This window comes from Flavobacterium marginilacus (assembly GCF_026870155.1).
Classification (GTDB): Bacteria; Bacteroidota; Bacteroidia; order Flavobacteriales; family Flavobacteriaceae; genus Flavobacterium; species Flavobacterium marginilacus.
The window spans coordinates 264,439-283,041 of sequence record NZ_CP113975.1 but is presented as its reverse complement, the minus strand read 5'-3'; the positions used below and the strand labels follow the sequence as shown (position 1 = coordinate 283,041).

The 18,603-nt window shown below is 35.7% G+C and carries 18 protein-coding genes; 7 read left to right on the top strand and 11 right to left on the bottom strand.

Going from position 1 to position 18,603, the window contains the following annotated elements; genetic code table 11:
* Positions 1-190 precede the first annotated feature (190 nt).
* Complete coding sequence (locus tag OZP07_RS01235; protein ID WP_281636993.1) at positions 191-2,398, bottom strand: TonB-dependent receptor; 2,208 nt, start codon at positions 2,396-2,398, stop codon at positions 191-193.
* Positions 2,399-2,638: 240 nt separating this feature from the next.
* Between OZP07_RS01235 and OZP07_RS01230 the strand changes: the two genes are divergently transcribed.
* Complete coding sequence (locus OZP07_RS01230) at positions 2,639-2,884, top strand: hypothetical protein (RefSeq protein ID WP_281636992.1); 246 nt, start codon at positions 2,639-2,641, stop codon at positions 2,882-2,884.
* 356 nt (positions 2,885-3,240) lie between these two features.
* Here the strand turns inward: OZP07_RS01230 and OZP07_RS01225 are convergent, their stop codons facing one another.
* The 7 genes from OZP07_RS01225 to OZP07_RS01195 form a co-directional block, all read right to left on the bottom strand.
* Positions 3,241-4,395: a hypothetical protein gene (locus tag OZP07_RS01225; RefSeq protein ID WP_281636991.1), complete on the bottom strand. Its 1,155-nt coding sequence runs from the start codon at positions 4,393-4,395 to the stop codon at positions 3,241-3,243.
* Between the two features lie 111 nt (positions 4,396-4,506).
* Positions 4,507-5,496, bottom strand: coding sequence for an aspartate-semialdehyde dehydrogenase (locus OZP07_RS01220; protein WP_281636990.1), 990 nt, complete (start codon positions 5,494-5,496; stop codon positions 4,507-4,509).
* 237 nt (positions 5,497-5,733) lie between these two features.
* Complete coding sequence (gene mscL, locus OZP07_RS01215; RefSeq protein ID WP_281636989.1) at positions 5,734-6,162, bottom strand: large-conductance mechanosensitive channel protein MscL; 429 nt, start codon at positions 6,160-6,162, stop codon at positions 5,734-5,736.
* A 65-nt stretch (positions 6,163-6,227) separates the two neighbouring features.
* The gene (locus OZP07_RS01210) at positions 6,228-8,675 is read right to left on the bottom strand and encodes a bifunctional UDP-N-acetylmuramoyl-tripeptide:D-alanyl-D-alanine ligase/alanine racemase (protein ID WP_281636988.1); all 2,448 of its coding nucleotides are present in this window, start codon (positions 8,673-8,675) and stop codon (positions 6,228-6,230) included.
* Between the two features lie 31 nt (positions 8,676-8,706).
* On the bottom strand, positions 8,707-9,024 hold the full coding sequence (locus tag OZP07_RS01205; protein WP_194640463.1) for a type II toxin-antitoxin system RelE/ParE family toxin: 318 nt from the start codon (positions 9,022-9,024) through the stop codon (positions 8,707-8,709).
* On the bottom strand, positions 9,015-9,257 hold the full coding sequence (locus tag OZP07_RS01200) for a hypothetical protein (protein ID WP_281636987.1): 243 nt from the start codon (positions 9,255-9,257) through the stop codon (positions 9,015-9,017). Before OZP07_RS01200 ends, OZP07_RS01205 begins: the two co-directional genes overlap by 10 nt.
* Positions 9,258-9,400: 143 nt before the next feature.
* The gene (locus tag OZP07_RS01195) at positions 9,401-9,781 is read right to left on the bottom strand and encodes a hypothetical protein (protein WP_281636986.1); all 381 of its coding nucleotides are present in this window, start codon (positions 9,779-9,781) and stop codon (positions 9,401-9,403) included.
* Between the two features lie 54 nt (positions 9,782-9,835).
* Here OZP07_RS01195 and OZP07_RS01190 point away from each other — a divergent pair, with 54 nt between their 5' ends.
* Together OZP07_RS01190 and OZP07_RS01185 are read left to right on the top strand one after the other, a co-directional pair.
* Entirely contained in the window at positions 9,836-11,332 is a 1,497-nt protein-coding gene (locus OZP07_RS01190) for a S41 family peptidase (RefSeq protein WP_281636985.1), read from the top strand.
* A 155-nt stretch (positions 11,333-11,487) separates the two neighbouring features.
* Positions 11,488-12,075 (top strand): Uma2 family endonuclease, encoded by a 588-nt coding sequence (locus OZP07_RS01185; protein ID WP_281636984.1) that lies wholly within the window; start codon positions 11,488-11,490, stop codon positions 12,073-12,075.
* A 52-nt stretch (positions 12,076-12,127) separates the two neighbouring features.
* Here OZP07_RS01185 and OZP07_RS01180 read toward each other — a convergent pair whose 3' ends face one another.
* Positions 12,128-12,721, bottom strand: coding sequence for a thymidine kinase (locus tag OZP07_RS01180; protein WP_194640541.1), 594 nt, complete (start codon positions 12,719-12,721; stop codon positions 12,128-12,130).
* A gap of 234 nt (positions 12,722-12,955) precedes the next feature.
* Between OZP07_RS01180 and OZP07_RS01175 the strand changes: the two genes are divergently transcribed.
* Genes OZP07_RS01175 through OZP07_RS01165 form a run of 3 tightly spaced genes read left to right on the top strand, consistent with a single transcriptional unit; the run spans position 12,956 to position 15,010 of the window.
* Positions 12,956-13,888 (top strand): DUF8457 domain-containing protein, encoded by a 933-nt coding sequence (locus tag OZP07_RS01175; protein WP_281636983.1) that lies wholly within the window; start codon positions 12,956-12,958, stop codon positions 13,886-13,888.
* Positions 13,889-13,938: 50 nt separating this feature from the next.
* Positions 13,939-14,655 carry a 16S rRNA (cytidine(1402)-2'-O)-methyltransferase gene (gene rsmI, locus OZP07_RS01170; protein ID WP_281636982.1) on the top strand — a complete coding sequence of 239 codons (717 nt, stop codon included), beginning with the start codon at positions 13,939-13,941 and terminating at the stop codon, positions 14,653-14,655.
* A gap of 10 nt (positions 14,656-14,665) precedes the next feature.
* The gene (locus OZP07_RS01165; RefSeq protein ID WP_281636981.1) at positions 14,666-15,010 is read left to right on the top strand and encodes a HopJ type III effector protein; all 345 of its coding nucleotides are present in this window, start codon (positions 14,666-14,668) and stop codon (positions 15,008-15,010) included.
* A 63-nt stretch (positions 15,011-15,073) separates the two neighbouring features.
* On the opposite strand, the gene OZP07_RS01160 is transcribed toward OZP07_RS01165, so the two are convergent.
* Together OZP07_RS01160 and OZP07_RS01155 are read right to left on the bottom strand one after the other, a co-directional pair.
* Positions 15,074-16,366 (bottom strand): type II toxin-antitoxin system HipA family toxin, encoded by a 1,293-nt coding sequence (locus tag OZP07_RS01160; RefSeq protein ID WP_281636980.1) that lies wholly within the window; start codon positions 16,364-16,366, stop codon positions 15,074-15,076.
* Complete coding sequence (locus OZP07_RS01155) at positions 16,363-16,716, bottom strand: helix-turn-helix domain-containing protein (protein WP_281636979.1); 354 nt, start codon at positions 16,714-16,716, stop codon at positions 16,363-16,365. Before OZP07_RS01155 ends, OZP07_RS01160 begins: the two co-directional genes overlap by 4 nt.
* Positions 16,717-16,911: 195 nt before the next feature.
* Here OZP07_RS01155 and recJ point away from each other — a divergent pair, with 195 nt between their 5' ends.
* Entirely contained in the window at positions 16,912-18,600 is a 1,689-nt protein-coding gene (gene recJ / locus OZP07_RS01150) for a single-stranded-DNA-specific exonuclease RecJ (RefSeq protein WP_281636978.1), read from the top strand.
* The last annotated feature ends 3 nt before the right edge of the window (positions 18,601-18,603 follow it).

The following is an 18,603-nucleotide window of genomic DNA, read 5'->3' as shown; positions in this document are numbered from 1 at the left end:
CGCAATTAGCCATTGGGGTTTGTTTTTTTGGAGCAGAAAGATTAGCCATTTTCAACAAGAATCCTCCGCGTTTCCATTACTCCCGAGCAATAGCAAACTGACAAAGTAATCTTATAATAAGCCGAACCCCGGCTTATAAGGATTTCCATTGTAATTGGGGCTAAAATCAACATTCTGCTTTTTTAAAATTTTAAAATTTGAACGCAACACCCAAAACAAAATTCCTTCCCAGGTTAGGTATTCCAGAAGCTGCCAATCGTGACAAATGCGGAATATACGTTTTGTTCAGCAGATTGTTTCCATTCAGATTAACGTCAAAAGCAGTTTTTCCGAGATTTACTTTTCCGCCAAAACCCATATTCAGCAAAGTGTAGCCATCCGAAGGAATGTCAAAACCGCTAATTTTCTTCTGACTCAAAGTAGTTGAAACATTCAAAGTTGCAAAACTGTCATCAAGCCATTTACCAAGTTTAAAATCGGTTTTTATAGTGTTGTTCCAGTTGTTTGCCGGAATTTGAGGCAAGTAACCGCCATCCTGCAGTTTTCCGGTTACGGTTTCAAAACTGGTTTCAAAATGCAGCCAATCCAACGGATGCGGGTGAATGTGCAGTGCAGCTTCTCCACCGTAAAGACTGGCATTGTTCTGAATATAATCATACACTTTAAAACCATCTATTTCGACACCGCTTGGAGAGGAATAGATATAATCGCTTATATGATTGTAAAAACCGCTTACGCTAAATTCAAAATGAGTGCTTTTGTATTCCAAATCCAAATCGGTCTGGAGGTTTTGCTCAGTTTTCAAATTAGAATTTCCAATTTCATAACGAAATGTGCCTTCGTGAACACCATTGGACGAAAGTTCCGCCAGATTTGGAGCTCTAAAACCTGTTGCGGCATTTAATCGAAAAGTCAAATCTTTAGCAAAATTTGTTTTGTATCCCAATGAGGCATTGAAACTGTCGTACTTTTTATCAAGTGCTTCAAAATAACCTTCTTCATCAGCAATTCCATGTTCATCAGAAACTAAATGTCTGTTATCAAATCGAATACCTGCCTGTAAAGAATTTGAACCCCAGCCATAAATCCCTGTTGCAAAAACCCCAAAATCATTGGTCGCTGCATTTGGAATTAAATATTCTTCCCCCAAGTTTTTATTGCTTTGGGACATTCCCTGAACGCCAACAATAGTCTCTACTTTGCCTATTGCCGGCAGATAGTATTTGACATTATAATCGAATGTGTTTAAAACCATATGAAGGACCGCCACATCACTGTCTTCAAACTCGCTCCGGTCATTTTGAATAAATCCCAAATTCACATCCATTTTTGAATTACTAAAAAACAGCGTGTTGTTCAGAGAGAATAAATTATTGGAAACACCTTGTTTTGGGAAAGCGGTTTTTTTAGTTGTAGTTTGATCCGCAATTCCATCTTCGGGAATTCCTAAATCCAAGTTATTGTAATTGTATCTCAAAACGCTCGAAAATTTGGCATTACTATACCCGATTCCTGCTTTGAAATCCATTTCCTGAAAACGGGTGTTAGTCACACGGTCACCATCGGGAATTTTATAATCAGATTGGGTGCTGTAAGCACCGCGGATTAAATATTTCCAATTATCAGTAGATGCTTTCAGCCCTAAAGTTGTGTTTGATCCAAGTGTATTTGAAAACATCCGCTGTCCAAAATCACCTTGAAAAGTATTGGCCAAAGCAAATTTTTCGGGATTAAAAAACAGAACGCCGCCCAGCGCATCCGAACCATACAGTAAAGAAGCCGGACCTTTTATAACCTCAACATTTTCCACTCCGGCATCATTTAATCCCAAACCGTGTTCGTCACCAAACTGCTGATTCTCCAATCTAATTCCTTGTGTATAAACCAAAACACGGTTACCGCTCAATCCGCGGATTACTGGTTTTCCGATTGATGTTCCCGTAGAAACCTGCGAAACTCCAGGAATTGCTGCCAAGCCTTCTATCAAAGTGGCGCTTCCTTTTTCCTGCATAGATTTCACGCTTTCGCGGTCGACTTTCATCACGTTTTGGGACTGTAACTTGGAGAAAGGCGTGGAGACAATAACCTCGTCCATTTGAAAAGCCATTTCATCCATAACGATATCGAGTGTCTGTGTATTTTGAACTTTTTGGATCTTTTTGTTTTGGCTCGCAAAACCTACATATGAAAACACCAGAGTTTCCTCTCCATTTGGAAGTCCGCTCAAAGTATACATTCCGTTTTCATCTGTTTTTGCTGACTTATGCGCCTCATCAGCATAAACGACAACTCCAATTAAAGGACTGTTTTTGGTATCGGTTACTTTTCCCGTTATGGTGTTTTGTGCCTGTAAAAAAGTGGTAAGTCCTAAAAAGAGGACTAATAAATATTGTTTCATATAATGTATGTTATTTTCCAATCAATGATCTTTTTAAAAGACAGCAATGATTGAAAATGTTTTGTGAATAGTTGAATTAGAGACTAAATCTCTTATTGGATTTAGCCTTTGTGGTGCTTTTTTTATTTGAAAAATTTACAAATTCCGCAATAGAACACGGATGACGCAGATCAAAAAGATTTGCGCGGATTTATGGATTATGCCAAAAATATTTGATAACGTTTGGCAATAATTCCAAAAATGCACTATTACGGCTCTTTAGCCCCGATTGCAGTAAAAATCCTTGTGTGCCGGTGTTCGGCATACAAGATTACTTCGTCAGTTCGCTATCGCTCGGGTGCAGCGGAAAGCGGAACTATTATTGCCGACAAAGCCAATTCTTTCGCTTCAAATAATTTTAGTGGCAGTTATGAATTTGGGGGGCCGCGATGGGAATACAGACTGCCCGAAAATGAAAAAATAGATTCGGTGTATGTAAAGAAATAAGGAATATTATATTTCCCAGCGAATAATGCATAGGAATATTTTATTGGTGTTATAAAACTGCTAAAACCAAACTGGCAAACATAACAATGGTCAAAACTATGATGCTGGTGTGTAAACTCGGCACTGGAATTATAAGTGTGATGACATTCTTTTTCGGAAAACTTCTCTTGAAGGTGGCTTATACTATCAAAAGACTGAAACAATATTGAGAACAATATTGTAACAACTAATGAGAGATTTATTATGAGCTGCTTCCTTTTCACGCTGCAAAGGTAGTAAAACAAAAAAACTACAACCGTTTAAATTGTAGTTTTTGTAGTTATTAAAATGTAAAAAGAATTAAAGCAATTTTCTTTCTATTTTACATTATACTCTTTTATTGTCTTTATAACTAATGTTTCCACTTCTCTATAGCTCATCCCAAATTGTTTTTCTAAAACCGAATTAAAGTTTTCCTTGTTGGAATTGTACAATTTCCAAATTCCTTCTTTGCCCTGTTTTTCATAAACAAGTTTGCAAATTACTCCGCCGGTGACATATAAAATACTGTTATCAAATTTATTCCTGATTTTAAAAGTCATTATATCATCTAATGTAATTTTTTCCTGTTTTTGAAATGTTTTTGAAACTCTTTTTAATGCTTCTTCAAAAGTTTCCTTACTGTTTGGTCCTGCCAGCCATGTAGCTATGCCTTCAGTAATAATCATTGGGCATCCTGAAACATTATCTTTTGAAGCAGGAAATAACATATGAACAAACTCGTGTGGATAGCTCTCTTTGCCATAGGTTGTAAAAATTTCTCGAATAGAAGTCAATGTTTGCCCTCCTAAATACGACATCCAATAATCAAAATTATAAAGTTTACCCATTTCATCTGAATTCGGCAATATGTAATATGTAAAAGGTTCCACTTTGAGATTAAACTGCTTCGCTGTTTTTTCGCAAAAAGCTATCGCCTTTGACGCTTCTTTTTTGTTGAAATCACAATCTGGATGTATTACATAATTAATAAATTTATATTGGTATTTCTCCCATTTTCGAGTGTCATAGGAAATTGTATTCTCTAATTTAAATTGCCCTGCAGCATCTCTCACAGCATACAATTTCGTAATATAATCCGGATTGAATTTTTCATCTTCAGCGTCTGGACATTTGGCAGCAAAAATAGTTTTGATTTGATATCTATTTGCTGCAATACTGTCAATTTGCAATATTTTAGGAATATCGTTAGCAAAAAACTTAATCGAATTGTTGTAAAAAAACATTTTACCGGCGGACCTGTCGACGACCATTTTATTTTTTAAATAATATTTCGCTTCCTTTATGTTCCAATTGGGATTTTGATAAATGCTGTCTGGCTTTGAATTAAGGTAGTTTTTGTATAGATGATATACTTGTTTTACAGATACTTTAGAGGTATCTACTCTCGCCGAAATATTTGGCACAATATTTTGTCCATTAGAAGTTACAGCAATTAAAAAAAGTAGAATTAACAACTTATAATTTTTCATTTTATCCCAACTATATATTAACATTCTGAAAAAGTTTTCACCCGAAAATAAACAAAAAAACTACAACCATTTAAAGTTGTAGTTTCTTTATTTATTAATTCTAAAAATGGATTAAACCAATTTTGCTGCAATTAAGTATTCTGCAATCTGAATAGTATTTGTAGCGGCACCTTTTCTTAAGTTATCGGCAACAATCCACATATTCAAAGTATTGTCCTGACTTTCGTCACGACGGATACGGCCTACGAAAACATCATTTTTACCTTCGGCATATTTTGGCATTGGATAAGTAAAAGTATCTAAATTATCCTGAACCACTACTCCATCTGTCTGGCTCAAAATAGTTCTAACCTCGTTTACGTCAAAATCATTGCTGAATTCAACATTCACCGCTTCGCTATGTCCGCCTACAACAGGCACACGAACCGCAGTAGCCGTTACTTTGATAGAATCGTCGCTTAAGATTTTTTTAGTTTCTTTCACCAATTTCATCTCTTCTTTAGTGTATCCGTTATCTTCAAAAACGTCACATTGCGGGATACAGTTACGGTTGATTTCGTATTTGTAAACCATATCGCCTTTTACTCCGGCTACTTCATTTTCGAATTGCTGAACTGCTTTTACACCAGTTCCTGTAATGGATTGGTAAGTAGAAACAATAACACGTTTTACATTGTATTTTTTGTGCAATGGAGCCAAAGCCAATACCATTTGAATGGTAGAACAGTTTGGGTTTGCAATTATTTTGTCCTCTTTTGTTAATTGATTGGCATTGATTTCAGGAACAACCAATTTTTTAGTTGGATCCATTCTCCAAGCTGATGAATTGTCAATAACAGTAGTTCCTGCTTCAGCAAATTTTGGAGCCCATTCCAATGAAGTTCCCCCGCCTGCAGAAAATAAAGCTATATCCGCTTTCATATCTACTGCTGTCTGCAATCCAACCACGGTATGTTTTTGCCCTTTGAATTCAATTACTTTACCTACTGATCTTTCAGAAGCTACAAGAATTAATTCTGTGTATGAAAAATTTCTTTCTTCTAATACTTTCAACATAATCTCGCCAACCATTCCGGTAGCTCCTACAACTGCTATTTTCATTCTATATATTTTTATTGTGTATTTCTATTTTGAAAGACAAAAGTATGTAATATTCAAAACAAAACAATGGTCTTCACAAAAAATAACAAATTGTTATAAATCAAACATAAAAAAGAACCACCCGTTCATAGAGTGGTTTAGTTAGAATATATAGTGTTGAGCGGTATAATTTCTTTTTAAAGTTGTAAAGTTACTGAGATACTAAGTTGCTAAGATTTTTTCTTAGAATCTTAGGAATTACTTTTTCAATAAATCCCTGATTTGGGTAAGTAATTCTTCCTGTGTTGGTCCTGCAGGCGGAGCTTCTGCAACGACTTCCTGTTTCTTGGTTTTTTCATAAGCTTTCAGTACTATAAAGATACAGAAACCGATAATCACAAAATCAAAAACGGTTTGTATGAAAGCTCCATAATTGAGTGCAACTTCTGCAATTGCAGGCGTTTTTTCAACTCCATTTTCCATTACTGCGGGAATACCGTCCTGAAGCACAAGTTTCAGGTTTTTGAAATCAACCTTTCCTAATAATAATCCAATGGGAGGCATCAAAATATCATTCGTGAATGAAGTCACAATTTTACCAAAAGCCCCACCAACGATTACCGCTGTTGCCAAATTTACTATTTCACCTTTCATCAAAAAGGCTTTGAAATCACTGATAAATCCCATAATATATTGATTTTGGTTCGTTTATAATGTAACGAATATAGTAATTTTTTAACAAAAAAACCGCGTTACTCCCTATAAAAAACACGCTTAACACGCTGGGAAATACTGGTAAGAATCTCATACGGAATCGTTTTCAATTGTTCCGCCATATAAGTCACGGTCGGGCTTTCGCCAAAAATCACTACCGAATCTCCCTCTTTGCAGTCAATATCAGTTACATCAACCATCAGCATGTCCATACATACACTTCCTAGGATGGGAGCTTTTTGATTTTTTATTGTAATGAAGCCAATACCATTTCCCCAATGTCTCGAAATTCCATCAGCGTAACCAATAGGGATTGTAGCAATTTTCGATTCCTTATCTGCCATAAAACGCCTTCCGTAGCCAACACTTTCACCCGATTGAATCGTCCTTATTTGAGAAATAATCGATTTTAACGTTCCCACGTTTTCCAGATATTTTTGCTCTTCTGAATCATTGGAAACGCCATAAAGACCAATTCCCAAACGAACCATATCATACTGCGCCTCCGGAAAATTACTGATGCCCGAAGTATTCAAAATATGACGAATAGGAGTAATTTGAAGTTCATCCATCAATTTTGAGGACAGTTTTTCGAATAACCTGATTTGGTATTGAACAAAATCTTTTTGCTGTAAATCATCGCTAGTCGCTAAATGGGACAGAATACTCTTTACTTTAACCGTTTGGTTTCCTTTCAAAGTGGCAATTAAATCATCAATCGTGTTTAACTCAAAACCCAAACGGTGCATTCCAGTATCCATTTTTATGTGAATCGGAAAGTCTTTTAGTTTTTTCTGTTCCGCAATTTTCAGGAAAGCATTCAAGCCTTTCAGACTGTAAATTTCAGGTTCCAGCTGATGCTGAATAATTGCTGGAAAACTCGTGTTTTCGGGATTCAAAACCATGATTGGTAATTTGATTCCCATCGTTTTCAGTGAAATTCCTTCATCGGCGAAAGCCACACCCAAATAATCCACCTTGTGATGTTCCAATAATTTCGCGATTTCAAATCCTCCACTTCCATAACCAAACGCTTTGACCATCGCCATCATTTTGGTGCCGGATTTCAGTTTTGATTTAAAGAAATTAAAGTTATGGCTTATTGCATTTAGATTGATTTCGAGAACCGTTTCGTGTGTTTTCTCAGCCAATGCCGACACAATTTCTTCAAATTGAAACGATCTTGCGCCTTTTATCAGAATGGTTTCATTTTCAAAATTAAGCTGTTCCAACTGCAATAAAAATTCGTCGGTATCTTTGAAAAAGAAGGCATTGTCAAGTTTTGTTTTTAATGTCGAAACCGTTTCGCCGATTCCGATAAAACGACCGATTTTATTGGAAACTATCAGCTCGGCCACTTTAGAATACAGCTGTTCATTCGACAATCCGCTTTGGAAAATATCCGAAAGAATCACCGTTTTTTTCTGATGCTGTTTTTGACTTTCCAAAAAATCCAAAGCTATTTTCAATGACTGAAAATCGGAACTGTAACTGTCGTCAATCAGACTGCAGTTGTTGATTCCCTTTTTCACTTTCAGGCGCATTTCCATCGGAAACAATAATTCGATTCGGCTTTGAATCGTTTTAGCATCGTATTCCAAATACAGTAAAACCAAAAGACAGGAAATCACGTTTTCGACAGATGCATCATCCACAAAAGGAATCTGCAAGGTCGAAATATTCCCTTTATAGGTATATTCAATATAAGTATGGTCGTGCGTGTGTTCTTTTTTGGCTACAAAAACCGTAGCGGTTTTATCAGTAAAAGACCAAGAAATCGCTTTTGTTTTTGGAAGAATAAATTTCTCTACACTGTTGTTTTTTTGATAAATCACCACTTCGGAATTTTGGAAAAGCAACATTTTTTCGCTGATTTTTTCTTCCAGATTTTCAAAACCTTCATCGTGAGCAGAACCGATATTGGTCAGGATTCCGATCGTTGGCCGAATGATTTTTTCGAGTTTATCCATTTCTGAAACCGTCGAAATTCCAGCTTCGAAAATTCCAAGATTATGCTGTTCATTAATCGCAAGCACAGACAAAGGCACACCTACCTGCGAATTATAACTTTTCGGACTTCGGATGATATTACAGTCAGGACTCAGCAGGAAATTGAGCCATTCCTTCACAATGGTTTTGCCGTTGCTTCCCGTCACGCCGATAATAGGAAACGAAAAAAGACTTCGGTAATAGGACGCCGTTTGCTGTAAAGCTTCAAGGGTATTTTTGACAACCAAAAAATTGGCTTTTCCCTCAAAACCATCTGGAATATGGGTCACCACAAAATGACGAACGCCTTTTGCAATTAAGTCTTTTATATAAATATGGGCATCGTGATTGCTTCCGACTAATGCAAAAAAGAGTGTTTTTTCGTTGTTTTGCAGGGAACGGCTGTCGATGGAGATATTATCAATTTCAATAGTATCCTGAATGTCGATTGTTTTAGCATCCAGAATTGAAATGATTTTTTTTAAGGATAAATTCATTTTGAAGAAGATTTAAAAATTTTAAAACACATTATTTTGTTCTTTTAATTTTTAAAGGTTCTTGCCGGCAATCAAAGATATCGACAATTTCAACTAAGTTTATTTCTAAATCTACATAATAAACTATCTTATGATTTCCACATAAAAAATAACGAAATTCTTGTTCTCTATTTACTAAAAGCTTTTCTTTTTGACCTATAAATGGGTACTTCTCAAGAATAAGTACTTCTTTTGAAATTTCTTTTACTTTATTTTTTGCAGTTTTTAAATTGGATTTGCTTTTATAATATAAAAATATTTTTCGCAATTCATTTTTGGAATATTCCGTCCAATTTAATTTTAGCTCCATTTTTCAATCTCTTTCAATAACTCGTTTGCTTCAATAACTCGTCCATTTTTTGAATCATCCATTGACTGGTCAATTCTACTTTCAAACTCTTCCATTGTCATCGGCTGGAAATTGATGTCTTCTATTCCGTTTTTTTTAATTTTTAACAATTTTTCTAAGCGGGAAATCATTTCCTCACTTTCAATTGAAAGAAATTCTTGAACTAATGCTATTTTTCTTGCTTGTAAATCCATTGCCGTTAATTTTACATCAAAGTTAAAAAAAATAGCAATGGAATAGTCCTTATTTTAGAGTTTTATTAAGTTAAAAAAACCTCTGAAATCATTATCAGAATTTTAGATTTTTTACTCCTTTTGATTTTCATTAAAAAAGAAAATTAATCGGCGATTAATCTAAATTTTACAGGTTGAAAAAATATATTGGAATTTTTCTCAAAATAAATTCCGTTTTCTTTTTTATCTAATTTTACTTGATAATTATGAATTATGGCAGTTTGTGCAATCACATTTACTGTATAAGTATCTCCAATTTTGTTTACTTCGGATATATCCTGAACAATACCATTAATCACAACCGATTTAGGAATAACAGCAGTATTATTTAATTCAAAACTAACTACATATCCTTTCTCGCTATTCCTGTTGTAACTTTTATACGTTTGGTTTTGAATCTCTAAAAGTTGTCTGGAACAGGAGAAAAGAAAAAGAATTCCGAAAGAAAACAATAAAAACACGGCTTTTGGAATACTATTCTTCATACTTTTAGAGTTTTATATCTACAAAGCTAACTTAATTTAAACATTGAAAAAACAATGAGATTAAAATATATTATTCCAACATTAATTCTAGGATTGGCCTTTACTGCTTGCAGCAAGGATTCTGACTCTAATGAAACAACTGCTTCCAAGCCAGACGAGATTAACAACTTTGTTTGGAAAGCGATGAATTCCTGGTACTACTGGCAGCCCAACGTTACCGATTTGTCCGACAGCAAAATCACTTCTACCTCAGCATATAACAATTTTATTAACGGAAAAACTCCTGATGCGCTTTTTTATTCACTCCTGTATCAAAGAGAAACTGTCGATCGATTTTCTTGGATTGAAAACAGTAATGAGGTAGTGTATGCTACAAAAATTGCAGAAGTCGAAAAAAAAGGTGGTTTTAGCTATGGAATTTATCCTAAAGACGCATCCAGTATAAATATGGTAGCCTTAATCAACTACGTTGTGCCTGGCTCACCATCAGCTTTGGCAGGATTGAAAAGAGGCGACGTTATTACAAAAATAAATGGAAGCCAGCTTACTTCAAGCAATTATGACCAGCTGGAAAACACACAAATCACAATTACTCTGGCAGCAAGCGTGCAATTTACAAGCAGCAGTTTAGTAACCACAGACAAAGCAGGAACTGTGACTGTAACCAAAACCGAAATTGACGAAAACCCAGTTGCTTATTACGAAAAGAAAATATATGGAGCGAAGAACATTGGTTATCTGGTTTTTAATGGTTTCAAATCAGATTATAATGATGAACTCAATTTGGCTTTCGCTAAAATGCAATCGGATGGAATTAACGAATTGGTTTTGGATTTAAGATACAATGGAGGAGGCTCAGTAGAAACGGCAATTGCTTTGGCGCAGATGATTAACGGCAGTTTTACCAATAAGCCTTATATTTATTTGGACTTCAATGATAAACACAATAGTGAAGATGGCTATGAAAATCTTTCGGAAAAAGTGAAAATTTTTAACTTAGTTGATAATCAGCCAACTTTTCAGAGAGAAGAAAGTATAAACAGTCTTGCTTTGACAAAAATATATGTGCTGGTAAGTTTTCAAACTGCTTCTGCGAGTGAGCTTACGATACAATGCCTAAAAAAATACATTAGTGTAATAACAATAGGTGAAGAAACAGTTGGTAAATTTGTAGGATCTAACACACTATACGATTCTCCTGCTTATGATTATACCTCCTATGCTAATCGAAGCACCAAACACAAATGGCAATTGCAGCCCATTACCTTTTCATATTATAACAAAGATAAAGATGCGAATCCAGCGAATATTAAACCCGATTACGAAATTAATCCTTATAGCATTTTCTTAAATCTGGTTGAATTTGGAAACGTAAAAGATCCTTGTTTAAAGAAAGCCATCGAATTAATTACGGGCCAGACTTTGCGAACGACAGCAAAAAACACCGATCTCTCTTTGCCTTTTAAAATTGACAATCTTACTGCATTTAACCCTACAAATACAGCCAAAGGTCTATATATCGAAGATTTTAAAAGGTTGAAAAAACAATAAACAGCAACGAAATTAAATTTAAAAGTTAAAAATCATCAATCTCAGCTAAGGCTTTTCAATTTAGATAAAATTGGTGTTTTAAAAATATAACCTAACCCTTTTATCTCAATAAAAGAGCTTTGTTTTTTTAGCAACTTTGTCAAAAAGCAGCAGTTATGATAACCGACATTAATTCATTGGATTTAAACAAAAAATATTCCTATGCCGATTATTTAACATGGCAATTTCAGGAAAAACTGGAATTGATAAAAGGAAAAATTTATAAGATGAATCCCGCACCAAGCACTACTCATCAAAGAATATCTAGAAAACTGACAGGCATTATGATTAATGCTTTCAAAAAAAATTCTTGTGAATTATTTATTGCACCGTTTGATGTTCGATTGCTTGACAAGAAAAAATCGACCTTAGACAAAGAAATATATAATGTAGTACAACCTGATTTGTGTATGATTTGTGATGATTCCAAAATTGATGAACGAGGCGCTATTGGTGCTCCTGATTTAATCATTGAGATTCTATCGCCGGGAAATTCAAACAAAGAAATGAAGTATAAATTTGATTTATATGAAGAAGCGGGAGTATTAGAATATTGGATCGTAAACCCCGCAGACAAAACGGTTTTCATCTATGTCTTAAAAGAAAATCAGTTTATAGGAATGCATCCTCTGATTGAGGAAGACAACATTCAAAGTAAATTATTTCCTGAATTGGATTTTAAATTGGAATCTATTTTTAACTAAAAAACAACAAAAGCCCCTTTCAAAATTTAAAGATTCGAAAGGGGTTATTGTTTTAGTTCTTTTCCTCGTCTTTCCGCATGGCATGATAATAAGCGGCACGGCTCAAAGGCTCATACTCCTCGGTTTCGCCAAGCATTACGAGTTTATCATTATCGGTTTTTCGAAAACTGTAATGGGCTAAATTTCCGGTTCGGGTACATACAGCATGTACTTTGGTTACATACTCAGCCGTAGCCATAAGTGCTGGCATAGGACCAAAAGGATTTCCTTTAAAATCCATGTCCAAACCGGCTACAATTACACGAATTCCCTGATTGGCAAGGTCATTGCAGACCGTCACGATTTCGTCATCAAAAAACTGGGCTTCATCAATCCCGATTACATCACAGCCTTGTGCCAAAATAGCAATATTGGCCGCTGCAGGAACTGGCGTTGAACGGATTTCATTGCTGTCATGAGAGACTACCATTTCGTCATGATAACGGGTATCAATGGCGGGTTTGAAAATTTCTACTTTCTGTTTGGCAAACTGAGCCCGTTTTAATCTACGAATAAGTTCTTCGGTCTTTCCCGAAAACATTGAGCCACAAATGACTTCAATCCATCCAAACTGCTCTTTATGATTTACTGTGTTTTCGAGAAACATTTTGTTTTTTTCTGCCTTAAAAAATGAATAGTTTTTATTACTTTGTATCGGTAATAAATCAATTGGGTAAATTTCTGTTTTACCTCGTTTCAAAAGTAGATAATTTTTATCAATTCGAAAATCTGAGAAGTCTTATTTCAATAATAAAATTGAAAAAGAAATTTAACCCGCTTCATCGATTACCAGTAAAGAACAATTTATATAAAGCCACATATTCATATAATTTCAAAAGTTATGCAAAAAAAACTAGAAGCCGATTTAATCAGCATTGCTCATAGAATTTTACAACTTAAAAATAAATCAGACATCAATCAGCTTTATTTGGAAACACAAAAATTATATGAAAAATTAGCTGTTTTACGATTTGTTGAAGAGCATTTTGGAGATCCAAAACCTACCATTGGTCAAGCTGAAGTTGTAGAGAAAATGAAAGAGTTTTTTGAAAACATGGCTATACCAGAGTTTCAAAAACCAATTCCGGTCAGTGAACCAATTATAGAAGAAACACCTATAACTGAGAAAATAAAGGACAAAACTGTTGAAATTGAGACTGCAGAAGTTGTATCTCCTGAACCAATTGCAGTTGCAGAAGAACCTGAAATTATTGTTTCTGAAATTATCGAAAAACCAGCACCAATTGAAGAGCCAGTCGTTTCTGAAAAAATGGCATTTGAACCAATTGTTGACGCTATAGAAACCATAATACCCGAAACTCCAAAGAAAAAAGAAGCCGTTCAGATTTCGTTTGATGATCTTCTTGGAGGCCACTATACCGATCCTGATTTTGTAAAAGTTTCAGATAAAAAACAAGAGCCGGAAGCTATCAAAACTGCTCCTTCTTTTCAGCTTGAAAAAGAACCAATTTTATCCGCTCCGCAAACTAATTTCGAAAAAGCTGAGCCTAAATCAGCTACTTTGAATGAGAAGCTGGCAAAAGAAATTACCATTGGCCTAAACGACCGAATTGCATTTGTAAAACATTTATTTGGCGGAAGCAATGAAGATTATAACCGTGTTCTCAACCAGCTGATAACATTTGACACTTTTCTGGAAACTAAAAGTTTTATCGATGAAATGGTAAAACCAGATTACGATAATTGGGAAGGAAAAGAAGAATATGAACAGCGTTTTATGGAAATCATAGAGAAAAAATTCTTGTCGTTTTAAAGGCATTTGGTTCAAAATATTTTATTAAATCCCTTCTTTAAACAAGAAAAATGTCAAAATTATATATCGTACCCACTCCTATCGGCAACCTCGAAGACATGACTTTTCGGGCTATTAGGATTCTTAAAGAAGTAGATCTAATCCTTGCCGAAGATACCCGAACGAGCGGAAAACTGCTCAAACATTTTGAAATTGGCACGCACATGCACAGCCATCACATGCATAACGAACACAAAACAACAGAGAATGTAATTTCCAGATTGAAAGCCGGTGAAAACATCGCTTTGATTTCGGATGCGGGGACACCGGCTATTTCCGATCCTGGTTTTTTATTGACTCGTGCCTGTATCGAAAACGGAATTGCAGTGGAATGTTTGCCTGGCGCAACGGCTTTTGTACCAGCATTAGTCAACAGCGGACTGCCAAATGACAAATTCGTTTTTGAAGGTTTCCTTCCGGAAAAAAAAGGAAGACAGACCCGATATCTAGAACTTGCCGAAGAAACCAGAACGATGATTCTGTATGTTTCGCCACATAAATTGGTGAAAACCTTGGCTGAATTCGTTACTTATTTTGGCGAAGACCGGCAAATCTGCGTTTGTCGTGAATTGTCCAAACTGCACGAAGAAAATCGTCGCGGAACAGCTCGCGAAGTGCTGACACACTTTGAAAAAACAGCTCCTCGTGGTGAGATTGTTATAATTGTTGCAGGAAAACCAATTGTAAAAGAAGCCAAAAAAAATAAATTTCAGAAAGAAGAAGAATAAATACATAAATATGACTATCAGTACCTTTTTAGAAAATCTAAGACAAAACCCAACAGCCAACACATTTGCAGAAACAATTGCAGTAATAGAAGAAAATTACAATTTTACGCCAACTGCATTTCAAAACGGAGACACTCACAATGAAGCAGGGACCAATTCAGGATCTTGTAAATTATTTTCTTTTGCGCTATTGCAAAAATTATCTGTTGAGGAAACATTAGCTTGTTTTGGAGCCTATTATTTTGAAGAAACTTTGGGAGATCCAAACGGTACCAACCACCAAAATATCCGCAACTTTATGAAAACTGGCTGGGATGGAATTAAATTTGAAGGTAAAGCATTAGAACTTAAATAATTTTAAAATTGTAGCTTTTTTGATTCATTATGTGTATTTTTAATATATATTGAATCAAAAAAGTTACAATTTAAACAAAACAATCTGATTGTCAATTTGCTCTATTTGATTGTTTTCAATACCTGCTTTAACGGCATAATCCTTCCAATTGGAAAGCACATCATTGCACTGCTCGATAATTGGTTTCGGTTTTTTAAGGTTTATATTTTTGGCCACAGCCAAAAGATCCTCCAATAAAATATTCTCCCTTTTTCCGTTAACACTCATTTGATGGGCTTTCAGCCAAAAATTATCCGGATTGTAAGCATAAGTCACATCATAAGCCGGAGAGAGTTGCCATTCACCATTCGGGAACATTAAAAACGAAATATTCTTGGTGTGATCATCCTGATTTCTTGACATCACATTAAAAACCATTCGCCTGTACAATTCTTCCATATCCGAATGGGGCAGTCTCATTTGGCGCATCACCTGAAACGCCTGCTCATAAGAATAAGCCCTCGGCTGATTGTAATCAAAGTGAGCCATTCCGCATAAAGTCTGCATATGGATTTTTTGATTATTCTGCCTGTCAAAACGTTTGGTCATAAAATGTGAGCGGTTATTCTCGGTCATCAATTTACTCTCAGACATTGTTATTCCGGCATCGACAGCCATCAAATAATAAGCATACTCAATATTTCCATAACCTTTCGGGTCACCCAGCTGATGATTGGTAACCCCATCAAATTTAATCAGCCAATAATCAAAACCTTCCAATCCATCCACTTGTCCTGAACGCACATCGCCAGTGGTTTCGTTATAGGCAATAACCGCTTTGGCTCTTGCACCTCCCGCTGAACTTCCCACCTGCAGTATATCCGAAAATCCTTTTTCCGAGTTCAAATCAGAATGAAAACCACTTCGGGTATCAAGAACTTCCTTGGCAAATTTTACCAGTTCCTGAATTTCGATGGGATTCGATTTTTCGACAACACTGTTACTCGCAGGTTCAAATTCCAGAGCTCCCATTCCCCGTTTGCCAATATAGCAAAGACGGTCAACGGGATTGAAATCACTACCGCTTTTACCCTGTTGAGCCAGCCAGGCATCTATCATTTGATTACCAAATTTATCGGGCAGACTGTCTGAAAGTAAACCAGGCAAACCTTTAAAAGTGTCTGGATTTAATTGAGGAAAAGAAAAAACTTTTCTGCCTCTTTGCGCATCGGCAACAGGCATCATTATCGGAGAAAGATCCAATCCTGTTTTAAAAAACTGCTTGTCGTATTCAAAAACACCATAATTTCTCTGCTGCTCCCAAAGTATAACTCCAACCTTATGGCTCCAAATTTTCACATCGGCAATTGCAATCATAATCCGTATTCGTTAGAATTAGAATTTCGGGATGTTGGCGAAGCTTTCTTGCGGAGTTTTTTCTGGGCTTCCATCACCATCATCGGACTGATTTCGGGTTCTTCGTTCAGGTAATTTAACAATTCCAGTTTTTCCAAAGCCCGAAGCAATTGTATCAATGTCATCAAATTGATTGCTTTTCCGGTTTCCATCCTGCTGATTGTAATCCTGTTGACACCTGATCTTTCGGAAAGTTCTTCCTGCGAGATATTTCTATTCAAACGCATTTGTTTGATACTTTTGCAAAGTGTCTCTACAATGGCATTGTCTGTCAATGCATACCAGTTTTTATAGTAGCTTTTTTGTTCCATTATATATTGTTTTTAATTATAACGAAGCTTATTTGTTTCAAAGTTACTATTTTTTATCGGATATTTTACTTTTGTCCCAATAATTTAAGAAACAATTGTCGTCTGTTTTGATTTAAAAAAATTAAATTCGTATCCTAAAAATTGTTGCTAGAATACACTTGATTTTACATACAATTTATCAAACCTCCATAAAAAATGCGTTGGACAATTAAGCCAAAACCTTCAGAAGAAAAAATAAAGCACTTAGCTCAGGCTCTTAACATAGAAGACTTTGTCGCCACTTTACTAATCCAAAGAGGAATTGAAACTTTTGAGCAGGCCAAACAATTTTTTCGTCCAACGTTAGACGATCTGCACGATCCTTACCTGATGAAGGACATGGACAAAGCTGTCGAACGCATCGAAAGAGCAATTCAAAATCAGGAAAACATACTCATATTTGGCGATTATGATGTTGATGGTACAACGGCTGTTTCGCTGGTTTCGTCCTATTTGAAAAGCTATTACCCAAATATTGCTACTTATATTCCCGATCGATATGATGAGGGCTATGGAATTTCTTTTAAGGGAATTGATTTTGCCGACGACAACGGATTTTCATTAATCATAGCTTTGGACTGTGGTATAAAATCAATCGATCATATCGCTTACGCAAAAGAACGAAACATTGATTTCATCATTTGTGACCACCACAGACCCGGAGCAGTTTTGCCAGAAGCCGTAGCGGTTCTCGATCCAAAACGCGAAGACTGCAATTATCCTTATGACGAATTGTGCGGCTGCGGAGTGGGTTTCAAGCTTATTCAGGCTTTGGGGACAAACAGAAACCAAACGATTGAGGATTTAGTATTATATCTTGATTTAGTTGCTACTGCAATAGCCGCTGACATTGTTCCTATGACTGGCGAAAATCGTGTTTTGGCCTATTTCGGATTACAGGTAATCAATTCACAGCCAAGACCAGGAATTAAAGCATTAATACATCAAATAAAAAAGAAAACACTCGATATTACCGATGTTGTTTTTATAATTGCCCCTCGAATCAACGCTGCCGGACGTATCAAACACGGTAATCATGCCGTTGAATTGTTAACCGAATTTAATTTTGAACAGGCACAGCAATTTGCTTCCGAAATTGAACAATATAATTCGGACCGAAAGGATTTAGACAAACAAATCACTAAAGAAGCACTCCAGCAGATTACACAAAATCAGGAAGAAAAAAACTTTACTTCGGTAGTTTTTCAAGAAGATTGGCACAAAGGCGTGATTGGAATTGTAGCTTCCCGATTAATTGAAACTTATTACCGCCCAACATTGGTTTTTACAAAAAGCGGAGACAAATATGCCGCTTCTGCACGATCTGTAAAAGGGTTTGATGTGTACAATGCTCTCGAAGCCTGTTCAGAACATTTAGAACAGTTTGGAGGACATATGTATGCCGCAGGGATGACTTTGGCGGCAGAAAATTATCAAAGTTTTAAAAATGCTTTTGAAAAAATAGTTGAAGAAACTATTCATCCCGATCATTTAACCCCAGAAATCACCATTGACGCCGAAATTAATTTTGCAGACATTTCACCAAAATTAATCCGGATTTTAAAACAATTTGAACCTTTTGGCCCTCAAAATATGACGCCTGTTTTTTTGACAAAAAAAATAAAAGATACAGGTTATGCCAAAACATTAGGATCCGAGGACGAACATTTAAAACTGTTTGTAAAACAAAATAACTCCGAAGGTTTTGCTGCAATTGGCTTTGGGTTGGGAAATAAAAAAGATTTGACTAACAGTCAGCAGGAATTCGATGCCGTATACTGTATCGATGAAAATGAGTGGAATGACAAAGTGAGCATTCAATTGCGATTGAAAGATATTAAATAGAAA

What these genes read in the sequence shown, in the direction of transcription:
- OZP07_RS01160 (WP_281636980.1), bottom strand. Translation starts at nt 16,366, where the DNA reads ATGATTGCAATTGCCGATGTGAAAATTTGGAGCCATAAGGTTGGAGTT.
- OZP07_RS01225 (WP_281636991.1), bottom strand. Translation starts at nt 4,395, where the DNA reads ATGAAAAATTATAAGTTGTTAATTCTACTTTTTTTAATTGCTGTAACT.
- OZP07_RS01205 (WP_194640463.1), bottom strand. Translation starts at nt 9,024, where the DNA reads ATGGAGCTAAAATTAAATTGGACGGAATATTCCAAAAATGAATTGCGA.
- recJ (WP_281636978.1), top strand. Translation starts at nt 16,912, where the DNA reads ATGCGTTGGACAATTAAGCCAAAACCTTCAGAAGAAAAAATAAAGCAC.
- OZP07_RS01185 (WP_281636984.1), top strand. Translation starts at nt 11,488, where the DNA reads ATGATAACCGACATTAATTCATTGGATTTAAACAAAAAATATTCCTAT.
- OZP07_RS01190 (WP_281636985.1), top strand. Translation starts at nt 9,836, where the DNA reads ATGAGATTAAAATATATTATTCCAACATTAATTCTAGGATTGGCCTTT.
- OZP07_RS01175 (WP_281636983.1), top strand. Translation starts at nt 12,956, where the DNA reads ATGCAAAAAAAACTAGAAGCCGATTTAATCAGCATTGCTCATAGAATT.
- OZP07_RS01200 (WP_281636987.1), bottom strand. Translation starts at nt 9,257, where the DNA reads ATGGATTTACAAGCAAGAAAAATAGCATTAGTTCAAGAATTTCTTTCA.
- OZP07_RS01230 (WP_281636992.1), top strand. Translation starts at nt 2,639, where the DNA reads ATGCACTATTACGGCTCTTTAGCCCCGATTGCAGTAAAAATCCTTGTG.
- OZP07_RS01155 (WP_281636979.1), bottom strand. Translation starts at nt 16,716, where the DNA reads ATGGAACAAAAAAGCTACTATAAAAACTGGTATGCATTGACAGACAAT.
- OZP07_RS01235 (WP_281636993.1), bottom strand. Translation starts at nt 2,398, where the DNA reads ATGAAACAATATTTATTAGTCCTCTTTTTAGGACTTACCACTTTTTTA.
- mscL (WP_281636989.1), bottom strand. Translation starts at nt 6,162, where the DNA reads ATGGGATTTATCAGTGATTTCAAAGCCTTTTTGATGAAAGGTGAAATA.
- rsmI (WP_281636982.1), top strand. Translation starts at nt 13,939, where the DNA reads ATGTCAAAATTATATATCGTACCCACTCCTATCGGCAACCTCGAAGAC.
- OZP07_RS01220 (WP_281636990.1), bottom strand. Translation starts at nt 5,496, where the DNA reads ATGAAAATAGCAGTTGTAGGAGCTACCGGAATGGTTGGCGAGATTATG.
- OZP07_RS01210 (WP_281636988.1), bottom strand. Translation starts at nt 8,675, where the DNA reads ATGAATTTATCCTTAAAAAAAATCATTTCAATTCTGGATGCTAAAACA.
- OZP07_RS01180 (WP_194640541.1), bottom strand. Translation starts at nt 12,721, where the DNA reads ATGTTTCTCGAAAACACAGTAAATCATAAAGAGCAGTTTGGATGGATT.
- OZP07_RS01165 (WP_281636981.1), top strand. Translation starts at nt 14,666, where the DNA reads ATGACTATCAGTACCTTTTTAGAAAATCTAAGACAAAACCCAACAGCC.
- OZP07_RS01195 (WP_281636986.1), bottom strand. Translation starts at nt 9,781, where the DNA reads ATGAAGAATAGTATTCCAAAAGCCGTGTTTTTATTGTTTTCTTTCGGA.